9 protein-coding genes are annotated in these 13,557 nt (G+C 62.1%); 5 read left to right on the top strand and 4 right to left on the bottom strand.

From position 1 onward, the window contains the following. Entirely contained in the window at window positions 1-2,100 is a 2,100-nt protein-coding gene (locus P9875_RS24575) for a M3 family metallopeptidase (protein ID WP_423221802.1), read from the bottom strand. A 16-nt stretch (window positions 2,101-2,116) separates the two neighbouring features. Next, a complete protein-coding gene (gene folD, locus P9875_RS24570) occupies window positions 2,117-2,962 on the bottom strand; it encodes a bifunctional methylenetetrahydrofolate dehydrogenase/methenyltetrahydrofolate cyclohydrolase FolD (RefSeq protein WP_099402915.1) in 846 nt (281 codons plus the stop codon). A 530-nt stretch (window positions 2,963-3,492) separates the two neighbouring features. Between folD and aceE the strand changes: the two genes are divergently transcribed. The 3 genes from aceE to lpdA all read left to right on the top strand — a co-directional run bounded on the left by aceE (window position 3,493) and on the right by lpdA (window position 9,755). Then, the gene (aceE, locus tag P9875_RS24565) at window positions 3,493-6,189 is read left to right on the top strand and encodes a pyruvate dehydrogenase (acetyl-transferring), homodimeric type (protein ID WP_101482508.1); all 2,697 of its coding nucleotides are present in this window, start codon (window positions 3,493-3,495) and stop codon (window positions 6,187-6,189) included. 94 nt (window positions 6,190-6,283) lie between these two features. Continuing rightward, a complete protein-coding gene (aceF, locus tag P9875_RS24560; protein ID WP_278316843.1) occupies window positions 6,284-7,945 on the top strand; it encodes a dihydrolipoyllysine-residue acetyltransferase in 1,662 nt (553 codons plus the stop codon). A 10-nt stretch (window positions 7,946-7,955) separates the two neighbouring features. After that, a complete protein-coding gene (lpdA, locus tag P9875_RS24555) occupies window positions 7,956-9,755 on the top strand; it encodes a dihydrolipoyl dehydrogenase (RefSeq protein WP_278316842.1) in 1,800 nt (599 codons plus the stop codon). Between the two features lie 23 nt (window positions 9,756-9,778). Here lpdA and P9875_RS24550 read toward each other — a convergent pair whose 3' ends face one another. Next, the gene (locus P9875_RS24550; protein ID WP_278316841.1) at window positions 9,779-10,129 is read right to left on the bottom strand and encodes a hypothetical protein; all 351 of its coding nucleotides are present in this window, start codon (window positions 10,127-10,129) and stop codon (window positions 9,779-9,781) included. Window positions 10,130-10,285: 156 nt separating this feature from the next. Between P9875_RS24550 and P9875_RS24545 the strand changes: the two genes are divergently transcribed. Then, window positions 10,286-11,461: a hypothetical protein gene (locus tag P9875_RS24545; protein ID WP_278316840.1), complete on the top strand. Its 1,176-nt coding sequence runs from the start codon at window positions 10,286-10,288 to the stop codon at window positions 11,459-11,461. Between the two features lie 23 nt (window positions 11,462-11,484). Here P9875_RS24545 and P9875_RS24540 read toward each other — a convergent pair whose 3' ends face one another. Further along, window positions 11,485-12,204 carry a TetR/AcrR family transcriptional regulator gene (locus P9875_RS24540; protein WP_278316839.1) on the bottom strand — a complete coding sequence of 240 codons (720 nt, stop codon included), beginning with the start codon at window positions 12,202-12,204 and terminating at the stop codon, window positions 11,485-11,487. A 144-nt stretch (window positions 12,205-12,348) separates the two neighbouring features. Between P9875_RS24540 and P9875_RS24535 the strand changes: the two genes are divergently transcribed. Then, window positions 12,349-13,551 (top strand): HlyD family secretion protein, encoded by a 1,203-nt coding sequence (locus P9875_RS24535; RefSeq protein ID WP_278316838.1) that lies wholly within the window; start codon window positions 12,349-12,351, stop codon window positions 13,549-13,551. Window positions 13,552-13,557: the final 6 nt, after the last annotated feature.

Genomic DNA, 13,557 nt, shown 5'->3' with positions numbered 1-13,557 from the left:
TCAAGCGGCCATGCCGCTGTGGCGCAGCAGGGCGTCGATCGACGGTTCGCGTCCACGGAAGGCCGTGAACGATTCCAGCGCCGGGCGCGAGCCGCCGACGGACAGGATTTCTTGCAGGTAACGCTTGCCTGCTGCCGTGGTGGCGGCCGGCCCCAGCGCCTTGGCTTCCTCGAAAGCTGCATACGCGTCGGCGGACAGCACCTCGGCCCACTTGTAGCTGTAGTAGCCAGCCGCGTAGCCGCCGGCGAAGATGTGCCCGAAGGCATTCTGGAAGCGGTTGAACGGGGGCGGGATGAGCAGCGAAAACTGGGCGCGCACGCCGTCGATCAGCTGCTGCACGCTTTGGCCCGTGCTGGCGTCGTAGTCATAGTGCAAATGCATGTCGAGCAGGGAGAACTCCACCTGGCGCAGGGTTTGCAGGCCGGACTGGAAATTCTTGGCGGCCAGCATCTTGTCGTACAGCGCGCGCGGCAGCGGCTCGCCCGTGACGGCGTGCGCCGTCATGTGTTCGAGCACTTCCCATTCCCAGCAGAAGTTTTCCATGAATTGCGATGGCAGTTCCACGGCATCCCATTCGACGCCGGAAATGCCCGACACGCCCAGCTCGTCGACGACGGTGAGCATATGGTGCAGGCCGTGGCCGAATTCGTGGAACAGGGTGATGACTTCATCATGGGTGAACAGGGCAGGCTGAGCCTTGCCGTCGACCACGGCCGGTTCCGTGAAATTGCAGGTCAGGTAGGCGATCGGCGTTTGCACGTGCTGTGCGTCGGCACGGCGGCCGCGCGCGTCGTCCATCCAGGCGCCGCCGCTCTTGCCCGCGCGCGCATACAGGTCCAGGTAGAACTGGCCCACCAGCTTGCCGTCGCGTTCGATGCGGTAGAAGCGCACGTCCTTGTGCCACACGGGCGCCGTATCGGGCTTGATCTCGACGTTGAACAGGTTCTGGATCTGGCGGAACAGGCCGTCGATCACCTTGTGTTCAGGGAAATACTGTTTGACTTCCTGGGCCGAGAACGCATAGCGGCGTTCCTGCAGCTTTTCGGAGGCATAGGGCACGTCCCACGCCTGCAGCTCGGCGATGCCGAGTTCTTCCTTGGCGAACTGTTTCAGTTCTGCCAGGTCCTTCTCGGCGAACGGACGCGCGCGTTGGGCCAGGTCTTCCAGGAAAGTGATGACTTGCGCGGGCGAGGTGGCCATTTTGGAGACGAGTGACACTTCGGCGAAATTGGCGTAGCCCAGCAGTTGCGCCTCTTCGTTGCGCAGCCGCAACAAGGTGACGATGTTGTGCGTGTTGTCCCACTCCTCTTTCTTGCTGAAGACGTCGCCCTGGTCCGACGCCTTGGTGGCGTTGGCGCGGTAGATGGTTTCGCGCAGCGCGCGATTGTCGGCAAATTGCAGGATCGGGTAGTAGGATGGGAAGTGCAGCGAGAATTCGTACCCTTGCTTGCCTGCCTTTTCGGCGGCGGCGCGCGCGGCGGCCTTCACGTCGTCAGGCAGGCAGGCCAGGTCAGCTTCGCTATCGACCAGCAATTTGTAGTCATTGGTGGCGTCGAGCACGTTTTCGGAAAAACGCGTCGAGACGGCCGCGTGTTCTTCCTGGATGGCGCCAAAGCGCTCTTTCTTGTCCTCGGGCAACTCGGCGCCACCGAGGCGGAAGTCGCGCACGGCGTTGTCGACGATGCGGCGGCGCGCCGGCGACAGGCTGGCGAAATCGGCGCGTGCCTGCAATTGCTTGTATTTGCCGAAGAGGATTTCGTTCTGGCCCAGTTCGGTCCAGAATTCCGTCACCTTGGGCTGGTTCGCATTGTAGGCGGCGCGCAGCTCGGGCGTATCGACCACGCTATTCAAGTGGTTGACGATGCTCCAGGCGCGGCCCAGGGTTTCGGCGATCTGGTCCTGGGGCGCGACGAAGTTTTCCCAGCTCACTTCTTCCATGGGCGCTTCCAGCTGCGCCACCGTGGCGCGCGCCTGGGCCAGGAGGGTATCGATGGCAGGCGTGACATGCTCGTGCGTGATCGCGTCGAAACGTGGCAGGCCGGAAAAATCAAGCAGGGGATTGGTGTTCATCGTCAGTTCCATATATAACAGGGCGGTCATGCCGCCCCGGTGATTCTTAAATGCGCTCGGCGGCCTCTACCGTGTTCATGAGAAGCATCGTAATCGTCATCGGACCCACGCCACCCGGTACGGGGGTGATGTGGGACGCGACTTCTTTCACGCCAGCAAAATCCACGTCGCCGCACAGCTTGCCTTCATCGTCGCGGTTCATGCCCACGTCGATGACGATGGCGCCCGGCTTGACCATGTCGGCCGTCAGGGTGTTGCGGCGGCCGACGGCGGCCACGACCACGTCTGCCTGGCGCGTGTACAGGCCCAGGTCCGGGGTCGCGCTATGGCAGATGGTGACGGTAGCGTTCGCTTGCAAGAGCAGCAGGGCCATCGGCTTGCCGACCGTGTTGCTGCGGCCGATGACGACGGCGTGCTTGCCGCGCAAGTCCACGCCCGTGCTTTCGATCAGTTTCATGCAGCCATACGGCGTGCACGGGCGGAAGCCGGGCAAGCCCGTCATCAGTTCGCCGGCGCTCAGGACGGAATAGCCATCTACGTCTTTCGTCGTGGCGATCGCTTCGATGACCTTGTGCGGGTTGATGTGCTTGGGCAAGGGCATTTGCACGAGGATGCCGTGGATGGCGGGATCCGCGTTCAGGCTGGCGATGCGTGCCAGCAAGTCCGCTTCGGACAGGTCCGCTTCATATTTTTCCAGCACCGAGTGGAAACCCACGTCGCCGCACGCCTTGACCTTGTTGCGGACATATACCTGGCTGGCCGGGTCTTCGCCGACGAGTATCACGGCCAGGCCGGGCTGGGTGCCCTTGGCCGTGAGGGCGGCGGCGCGCGTGGCGATCTCGCTGCGCAGTTGTTGGGAGAGGGCGATTCCGTCGATCAGTTGTGCTGGCATGGTAGGAGGCTGTGTGGGAGGGAAAAGACAGATTATAAAGCCGGGCGGTGCAAAGGGGCGTTTTTGGCGCCAATGCCGTAACGTTAAAAAGCGGGCCGGAGACGCGGGCCTGAGAAAATGCCGATGGCGGCGTTGCAGCTCCTTGCCGTACTGGCGTACTGTCTGCGTCGCCGCGCCTTGCCCTCGACATTTTTCAGGCCCGCTTGGCCCGAGGCGCCTGGGCGGGCGACTGGGGCGTCAATGCGTTTTGCTGGTGTGCTGGTGGCGTAGGGAGCGCAAGGGCCTGTGGGTTTTTGGCGCCGTTTTTGGCACTTTGATCACGCTAATTTCCGGGCAGAATTTGCGGCAGTGCAGCATAAATTTCATAGGGTAATTTCATAATATGAAATGCTATATCGTAATTTGAAAAATAGTAAATACGCTGTTAGAATCCCCACACTAAACCGACTTAATAGTAAATAATCAGCGAAATACCGTCCGACAGCGATCCGGAAAATCGGGGTGGGGCGTTCACAAAGGAGACTCAACAGATGTCAGCTCAACTGAACCAGGTAACGACACAGATCGGCACCGACCCGGATATGCAGGAAACCAAGGAGTGGCTGGACGCGCTCGAAGCCGTTCTGGAAAATGAAGGTCCGGAACGCGCGCATTACCTGATGGAGCGCATGGTTGACCTGGCTCGCCGCCGCGGCGCCCAGATCCCGTTCTCCAGCACCACCGCCTACGTCAATACCATCCCCACCAAACAAGAAGCACACTGTCCCGGCAACCTGGAATACGAAGAGCGCCTGCGTTCGTGGATGCGCTGGAACGCCATGGCCATGGTTGTCAAGGCCAACCGCGCCGACGGCGATCTGGGCGGCCACTTGTCCTCGTTCGCTTCGCTGGCGAACATGCTGGGCATCGGTTTCAACCATTTCTGGCACGCGCCTACGGCCGACCACGGCGGCGACCTGCTGTACATCCAGGGCCACTCCTCGCCCGGCGTCTACGCGCGCGCCTTCCTCGAAGGCCGCCTGACGGAAGAGCAAATGCTGAACTTCCGCAAGGAAGTCGACGGCAAGGGCCTGTCCTCGTACCCGCATCCTAAATTGATGCCAGACTTCTGGCAGTTCCCGACCGTGTCGATGGGCCTGGGCCCGCACATGGCGATCTACCAGGCGCGCTTCCTGAAGTACCTGCACGCGCGCGGCATCGCGAAAACCGACAACCGCAAGATCTGGGCCTTCTGCGGCGATGGCGAGATGGACGAGCCGGAATCGCTGGGCGCGATCGGCTTGGCCGCACGCGACATGCTCGACAACCTGGTCATCGTGGTCAACTGCAACCTGCAGCGCCTGGACGGCCCTGTGCGCGGCAACACCAAGATCATCCAGGAACTGGAAGGCGAATTCCGTGGCGCCGGCTGGAACGTCGTCAAGGTCATCTGGGGTCCGGGCTGGGATGCCCTGCTGGCGCAAGACAAGGAAGGCATCCTGCAGCGCGTGATGATGGAAACCGTCGACGGCGAATACCAGAACTACAAGGCCAAGGATGGCGCCTACGTGCGCAAGCACTTCTTCGGCAAGCATCCGAAGCTGCTGGAAATGGTTGCCAACATGACGGACGACGACATCTGGCGCCTGACCCGTGGCGGTCACGATCCGCACAAGATTTACGCGGCATTCAAGATCGCCCAGGAACACAAGGGCCAGCCGACCGTCCTGCTGGTGAAAACCATCAAAGGTTACGGCATGGGCAAGTCCGGCGAAGCGCGCAACACGGCGCACCAGACGAAAAAACTCGACGACGAAGCCATCCGCGAAATGCGCGACCGCTTCTCGCTGCCTATCCCTGACGACAAGCTGGCCGACATCCCGTTCTTCAAGCCAGCCGACGACGCGCCGGAAATGGTCTACCTGCACGAGCGCCGCAAGGCCCTCGGTGGCTACCTGCCGCAGCGCCGCCAGAAGTCGGAAGAAACCCTGCCGGTGCCTGGCCTGGACGCCTTTAAAAACGTGCTGGAAGCGACGCCTGAAGGCCGTGAAATCTCGACCACGCAAGCGTTCGTGCGTGTGATCTCGACCCTGCTGAAAGACCCGAACCTGGGCCAGCGCGTCGTGCCTATTTTGGTCGATGAATCGCGTACCTTCGGCATGGAAGGCCTGTTCCGCCAGATCGGCATCTACAACCCGAAAGGCCAGTTGTACGAGCCGGTCGACAAAGACCAGGTCATGTACTACCGCGAAGACAAGGCTGGCCAGATCCTGCAAGAGGGCATCAACGAAGCGGGCGGCATGAGCTCGTGGATCGCCGCGGCGACGTCGTATTCGACCAACGACCGCATCATGATCCCGTTCTACACCTTCTACTCGATGTTCGGCTTCCAGCGCATCGGCGACCAGGTATGGGCTTCGGCCGACATGCGCGCCCGTGGCTTCCTGATGGGCGGCACGGCTGGCCGCACGACCCTGAACGGCGAAGGCTTGCAGCACGAAGATGGCCACAGCCATATCTTTGCCGCGACCATCCCGACCTGCATGCCGTACGATCCGACCTTCAGCCATGAAGTCGCCGTCATCATCCAGGACGGCCTGCGCCGCATGATCGCCAACCAGGAAGATGTGTTCTACTACATCACGATCATGAACGAGAACTATGCCCAGCCAGGCATCAAGCCAGGCCAGGAAGAAGGCATCCTGAAAGGCATGTACAAACTGCAGGAAGGCCAGGCTGACGCCAAGCTGCGCGTACAGCTGATCGGTTGCGGCACCATCCTGCGTGAATCGATCTTCGCCGCCGAACTGTTGCAAAACGACTGGGGCGTGGCCGCGGACGTGTGGTCGGCGCCGTCGCTGACCCTGGTGGCCCGCGATGGCCAGGATGCGGAACGCTGGAACATGGTCAACCCGTCGAAAGAGCAGCGCGTGCCTTACGTGACGTCGCTGATGCAGGACACGGACGGCCCGATCGTCGCCACGACCGACTACATGCGCGCGTTTGCAGAACAGATCCGCGCCTTCATGCCGAAGGGCCGCACTTATAAAGTGCTCGGTACCGATGGCTTTGGCCGCTCGGACAGCCGCGCCAAGCTGCGCGAGTTCTTCGAAGTGAACCGTTATTATGTCACCGTGGCCGCGCTCAAATCGCTGGCTGACGAAGGCAAGATCGACGTGTCGGTGGTGGAGCAGGCGATCGCCAAGTATGGCATCGACGCGAACAAACCGAATCCGGTGACCCAGTAATCGTTGTGCGGACCCGATGATGCCAGGGCGGTGCGAAAGCGCCGCCCTGGCGTGTGTGCGGGTCCATCTGACAAATAAAATAACGGAGCAAGCTATGAGCATTGTGGAAGTCAAAGTCCCGGATATCGGCGATTTCAAGGAAGTCGAGATCATTGAACTGATGGTCAAGCCAGGCGATACGGTCAAGGTTGACCAGTCCCTGATCACGGTCGAATCGGACAAGGCCAGCATGGAAATTCCATCGAGCCACGCCGGTGTCGTCAAGGAATTGAAAGTCAACGTGGGCGACAAGATCGCCGAAGGTTCGCTGGTACTGCTGCTGGAAGTGGCGGACGACGCGTCGGTCCCGGTATCGGCGCCTGCGCCTGCCGCTGCCGCCCCTGCACCGGCTGCTGAAGCCGCACCTGCCGCCGCGCCAGCACCTGCCGCCCCATCCGGCGCGCCAGCCCTGGTCGAAGTGACCGTGCCCGATATCGGAGACTTCAAGGAAGTCGAAGTCATCGAACTGATGGTCAAGGTCGGCGACAGCATCAAGGTCGACCAGTCGCTGCTGACGGTCGAATCGGACAAGGCGAGCATGGAAATCCCATCGAGCCACGCGGGTATCGTCAAGGAATTGAAAGTCAAGGTCGGTGACAAGGTTGCCAAGGGTTCGCTGGTGCTGGTCGTCGAAACGACGGGTGGCGCTGCTGCACCTGCAGCCGCTGCTGCGCCAGCGCAAGCCGCCGCCGCACCAGCCGCCGCCGTCGCTTCGGCGCCCGTGCCTGCCGCAGCACCTGCTGCAGCCCCGGCTCCTGCCGCCGCACCTGCCGCCAACGGCAAGCTGGCGCACGCGTCGCCATCGATCCGCAAGTTCGCGCGCGAACTGGGCGTGGACCTGAGCCGCGTGGGCGGTTCCGGTCCGAAAGGCCGCATCACCCAGGAAGACGTGCAGAACTTCGTCAAGGGCGTGATGTCGGGCGCTGTCGCCGCGCCAAACGCGCCGGTCGCCAAGGCCGGTTCGGGCGTGGGCCTGGATCTGCTGCCATGGCCGTCGCTGGACTTCAGCAAATTCGGCACGACCGAATTGCTGCCGCTGTCGCGCATCAAGAAAATCTCGGGTCCTAACCTGCACCGCAACTGGGTCATGATCCCGCACGTCACGCAGTTCGACGAAGCGGACGTGACGGACCTGGAAGCGTTCCGCGTCGACACCAACGCGGCCAATGCGAAGAACAAGGATGCGGCCAAGCTGACCATGCTGGCTTTCGTCATCAAGGCGTCCGTCGCCGCGCTGAAGAAATTCCCCGCGTTTAACGCTTCCCTCGACGCCAAGGGCGAAAACCTGATCCTCAAGCAGTACTACAACATCGGCTTCGCTGCCGACACGCCGAACGGCCTGGTGGTCCCCGTGATCAAGGGCGCGGACCAGAAGTCGGTGTCGCAGATCGCCCGCGAAATGACGGAACTCTCCTTGCAGGCGCGCGAAGGCAAGCTGAAACCGGCCGACATGCAGGGCGCCAGCTTCACCATTTCGTCCCTGGGCGGCATTGGCGGCACGCACTTCACGCCTATCGTCAATGCGCCGGAAGTGGCCATTTTGGGTCTGTCGAAAGCCTCGATCAAGCCGGTATGGGATGGCAAGGCCTTCCAGCCACGTTTGATGATGGGCACTTCGCTGTCCTACGACCACCGCGTGGTCGATGGCGCGATGGGCGCGCGATTCTCCGTGTACCTCGGCGAAGTCCTGGCCGACATGCGCAAAATTCTGCTGTAAGGAGCGATTGATGAGCACAGTAGAGGTAAAAGTACCGAATATCGGCGACTTCAAGGAAGTCGAAGTCATCGAACTGATGGTCAAGGTCGGCGACACCATCAAGGTGGACCAGTCCCTGATCACGGTCGAATCGGACAAGGCCAGTATGGAGATTCCGTCGACCCACGCGGGCATCGTCAAGGAAGTCAAAGTCAAGGTCGGCGACAAGATCGCCGAAGGCAGCGCGCTGCTGGTGGTGGAGGCGCTTGACGGTGCTGCAGCTCCCGCAGCCGCACCGGCGGCCGCTCCCGCACCAGCAGCAGCACCGGCTCCTGCAGCGGCGGCACCAGCTGCAGCCGTTGCCGCCATCCCGGCCGGCAATTACAGCGGCCAGGTCGACATCGACGTCGACATCGACGTCGACATGATGGTGCTGGGCGGCGGTCCTGGCGGCTATTCGGCGGCGTTCCGCGCGGCCGACCTGGGCATGTCGACGGTCATCGTCGAGCGCTATGCGACCTTGGGCGGTGTGTGCCTGAACGTGGGCTGTATCCCGTCGAAGGCGCTGCTGCACGTCGCTTCCGTGATCGATGAAACGGCGCACATGTCCAACACGGGCGTGACGTTTGCCAAGCCGACCATCGACATCGACCAGGTACGCAAGTACAAGGAAGGCGTTATCTCGAACATGACGGGCGGCCTGGCTGGCATGGCCAAGGCGCGCAAGACGCAAGTCGTCACGGGCGTGGGCCAGTTCCTCTCCGCGAACCACATCGAAGTGACGGCAGGCGACGGCTCGAAAAAAGTCGTGCAGTTCAAGCAAGCCATCATCGCCGCCGGTTCGTCCGTGGTGAAGCTGCCATTCGTGCCGGAAGACCCGCGCATCGTCGATTCGACGGGCGCGCTGGAATTGCGCCAGATCCCGAAACGCATGCTGGTCATCGGCGGCGGCATCATCGGCCTGGAAATGGCGACTGTTTATTCGACCTTCGGTGCGCGCATCGACGTGGTCGAAATGATGGATGGCCTGATGCAGGGCGCGGACCGCGACGCCGTCAAGGTGTGGCAGAAGTTCAACGAGAAGCGCTTCGACAACATCATGACCAAGACCAAGACGGTGGCCGTCGAGGCTCTGCCGGAAGGCATCAAGGTCACGTTTGAAGCGGCTGAAGCAGGTGCCACGGCGCCGGCGCCACAGATCTACGATCTGGTATTGGTGGCCGTGGGCCGCAGCCCGAACGGCAAGAAGCTGGCCGCCGACAAGGCGGGCGTGCAAGTGACGGATCGCGGTTTCATCAACGTCGACAGCCAGATGCGCACCAACGTGCCGAACATCTTCGCCATCGGCGACCTGGTGGGCCAGCCGATGCTGGCGCACAAGGCCGTGCATGAAGCCCACGTGGCTGCCGAAGCGGCATCTGGCCAGAAGTCGCACTTCGACGTCAAGGTGATCCCATCGGTCGCCTACACGGATCCGGAAGTGGCATGGGCCGGCATCACGGAAGACGAAGCAAAAGCCAAGGGCATCAAGGTCGAGAAGGGCCACTTCCCTTGGGCAGCTTCCGGCCGCGCCGTGGCCAATGGCCGCGCCGAAGGCTTCACCAAGCTGCTGTTCGATGCGGAAACGCACCGCATCATCGGCGGCACCATCGTCGGCACGCATGCGGGCGACATGATTGGTGAAATCGCGCTGGCCATCGAAATGGGCTGCGACGGCACCGACATCGGCAAGACCATCCACCCGCACCCGACCCTGGGCGAGTCGATTGGTATGGCCGCCGAAGTGTACGAAGGCGTGTGCACGGACTTGCCTCCACCGCGCAAGCGCTGATGTTGTAGCGCTGTGTCGTAACACTAAAAACCCCGCAAGCGATTGTGGGGTTTTTTACTATCCAACGATTGCCGGCACGCACGCGGGCGACAGGTGAACGATGAAGCGGCGAAATCGCGCTGGCCATCGAAATGGGCTGCGACGGCACCGACATCGGCAAGACCATCCACCCGCACCCGACCCTGGGCGAGTCGATCGGCAGGTTTGCAAAAGCGCGCCGAATTAGGCGTGTGCACGGACTTGCCGCCGCCGCGCAAACGTTGATGGTTTAGCCGCCAGTAGGCACACTCAAAAACCCGCAAGCGATATTGCGGGTTTTTTTTTATCCCTTGATCTGGGCAGCGTAAACCGCAGATGGCTTGTGGCAGATCCATCCCATGTGAACATTGGTGAGTATTGCCGTGTGGAAAAAGTGGCAGAATGGAGGTCTGTCACCATGTTCTGCTTCAATAGAAGCGTGTGATTTTTCCAGGAATGTTGCCAGCGTGGGGTTCGGTCAAATTCCGCTGTACTGAAAGAGTTTTGCAACGATGAAAAAATTTACCGCCCTTCATATTGCCGATGTCCGTTTGCGCCGGGCCGATGAGCAAGAGCAAGCCGTGATGCTGCATGCCTTGTACCAGGACGTGGCCGCTATCCTGGCGGCGGGCAAGAAGATCGATGCGATTTTCTTTACGGGCCAGCTGGTGGCGCTCGACGCCTGTGCCGGCACGACGCCCGTGTATGTCTACGAATACTTCCTGCGCCCCCTGCTGCAGGCGGCCAGCTTGCCTGGCGCGCGCTTCTACCTGGTGCCGGGCAGCCGCGCGCAGGGTGTCGCGGCTGCGGCGCTGGGCAATGCCGGTTTCAGCTTTTTCTCCGCCGACGAGCACGCCAGTGCCGAGCAGCGCGCGCACTACAAGAATATCCACGCCGTGTTTCATGGCCACCAGCATACGGGCGACGCCAGTTCGCTGATGAAGTCGCTGGGCATCCTGTTCAAGAGCAATCCGGGCAGCCTGTACAGTGCGCAAGGACAGATGGCGGCGTTTGCCGTGCTCGAGTTCGGTACAGGCGAGGCCGCGGCCGATGGCGGCGCGGCGGGCACGCAGTGGACGGTGTCCCTGCGCGAGTTCGATGACGTGAGCAAGCACTTCGCCCTGTCGGTGCTGTACACGCCGAATGGTCAGGAAACGGGGCAGGTGGATGCCGAGTATGTGTTTGCCACCTTGCTGCCGCAGCTGGCAGTCGAGCGCGATTATCTCGACGGCTTGCTGGGCAAGGCGGGCGCGCAGCAGCGCGTAAACGCAGGCGTGGCTGCCGATGCGCGCGAATTCCTGATCGAGCTGGCGTTCGTGATGTTCGAAGCCAAGACCGTCTTCCTCAGCGAGGCGGAGCTGGAGCGCTTTGCCAGCGACTATTGTGGCGTGAAGGGCTGGAGCATGGCGGCCGGGGATTGGCTGGCGCCCTTGTATGCGCAGGGCTTGCTGCTGCGGGATGATGGCCAGGTGGCGTTTTCCTTCGATTACTTCCGCACGTATTTCCTGGCGCAGCGCTTTGAAACCTCGTTCGACCTGATGCGCTATGGCCCGGACCGCTACGATGGAAGTGAGTCTTCACTCAGTCTTGATGGCGCGTCAGCGGCCCAGCCTTTCCTGCGCGCGCTGGGCTTGAGCGATGAACGCGCGGCAGCGGCGGTGCCGGAGAGTTGCAGCCGTCCTGGCTGATTTCCCCGGCCAACCGTTCCGCGTCAGGCCGCCAGCGGCTGGCGCAGGGTGCCGTGCAGGAACAGGTCGAGACTGACCGCCACCTTGGCGCGCAATTGCGCCACATCCGGTTGCGCCTGTGGCGGAAACAGCAGGCGCGACATCTGGTCGCCCAGCAGGCAATTGAGCAGGTGCAGCGCCAGCATGGACGGTGTCAATTCCGCGCGAAACAGGGGCGCGATGTCGGGGCGGCTGAAAAACCTCGTCAGCATCTCGCGCGTCTGTCCCGGTCCCACCTTGTAAAACGTTTCCGCCAGTTCCGGGTGCGTGGCCGCTTCGGCCACCACCATGCGATTGAGGCGAATCGCCGCCGGCATGGTGACGAGCTGGACGAACAGCAGGCCGAACTCGCCCAGGATGGTGGGCAGGGGCCGCATATCCGTTTCCAGCGCCGGCATGGTCGAGAAGTAAGAGGCGCGGCGCAATTCCACCACGGCATTGAACAAGCCGGACTTGCCGCCAAACTTCACATAAATCGTGCGCACGGCCACATGGGCTTCGCGGGCGATCATTTCCAGACTGACCTTTCCATACCCCTTTTCCAGAAACAGGCAGCCGGCCGTGTGCAGCAGGTTTTCCATGCGCGCTTCCATATCGGCCGCGCGCGGGCGGCCGGCTGGCTTGCCGCAGCAGGAAAGCTCCTGGACGGCGTCGTCGGATTCTGTATCGGTAGGCAAGTTATCGCTGAGGCCGGGATCGGACATGGTCTGGGTCTCTTTATAAGGTGGAAGGTAAGTGATGGCTCACACTGTAGTGCAAATTAAAATGAAATGCAATCGTTTCATTTCTTGACTTTGGCTTTTCTTTGCCCAATAATGAACATACATCATTTCATTTCCGGAGCAAGTATGTCCAACCAGCCAGGCCAAGCAGAGCACAAGGTGCTGAGTGCCGTCCCACCCGCGGCCCCTGCCGCACCTTCCGCGCCCGCCGCTTCGGCCAGCTCCGCACCACCTAACAATCGCGTGAAAATCATCGCCGGCCTGATCGTCCTGGTTGCCCTGGGCGCCGGCGCCCGCATGTGGTACCGCAGCCACTATTTCGTGGAAACGGAAAACGCTTATGTGGCTGGTCACGTGCATCCCGTCTCGGCGCGCATTTCCGGCGTCGTCACCAAGGTCTTCATTGACGACAATCAAATGGTGAAAGAGGGCGACGTGATCGCCGAACTCGACCCGTTCGACCAGCGCGTGAAAACCGAGCAAATTGCCGCGCAGATCGCCAGCGCCGAGCAGCAAGTGCTGCAAGCGGACGCGCAGATCGCGCAAGTGCAGGCGCAAGCGAGCGGCGCCCAGGCGCAAGTGGCGCAAGCCGATGCGCAATTGCTGCGCGCAAAACAGGATGCGGACCGTTATGGCCAGCTCTACACGAGCCAGATGAAAGCCGTCTCGAAAGCGGAACTCGACGCGGCCAATGCGGCCCGCTCGAGCGCCGTGGCCGACCTGGCCGCCCGCCGCGACAGCGCTTCGGCCGCCAAGGCGCAGATCGGCGCGGCGCAAGCTGCGCGCGACGTGGCCAAGGCACAAGTGGCTGTATTGCGCGTGCAATTGAAGGACGCGGAACAGCAGCTGCAATACAACCGCATCCTGGCCCCTGTCGCCGGCCGCATCGGCAAGCGCAACGTGGAAACGGGCATGCGCGTGCAGCCTGGCCAGCAATTGACGGCCATCGTGCAGGACAACGTCTGGGTCACCGCCAACTTCAAGGAAACCCAATTGGCCGACCTGCACCGCGGCCAGAGCGTGCACGTGACCATCGACGCCATGCCGGGCAAGAAACTGGTGGGTACCGTGGACAGCTTCGCGCCTGCCTCGGGCGCGCAGTTCGCCCTGCTGCCGGCCGATAACGCCACCGGCAACTTCACCAAGATCGTCCAGCGCGTACCCGTGAAAATCGTCTTCCAGCCGGAAGACATCAAGGCCATGAATGGCCGCCTGGTGCCGGGCATGTCGGTGATCGCCGAAGTGGAAGTGAATCAGCCTGAAACGCAGCCGGCCGCGCGCCACGCCGCCGCGCCAGCTGCTCCCGTCGCCCAGACCACCACGCGCTAAGCTTCC

Source organism: Janthinobacterium rivuli (assembly GCF_029690045.1).
Taxonomy (GTDB): Bacteria; Pseudomonadota; Gammaproteobacteria; order Burkholderiales; family Burkholderiaceae_D; genus Janthinobacterium; species Janthinobacterium rivuli.
Note: the sequence above shows the minus strand (reverse complement) of the source record. Positions and strands in the feature narration are given on the sequence as shown.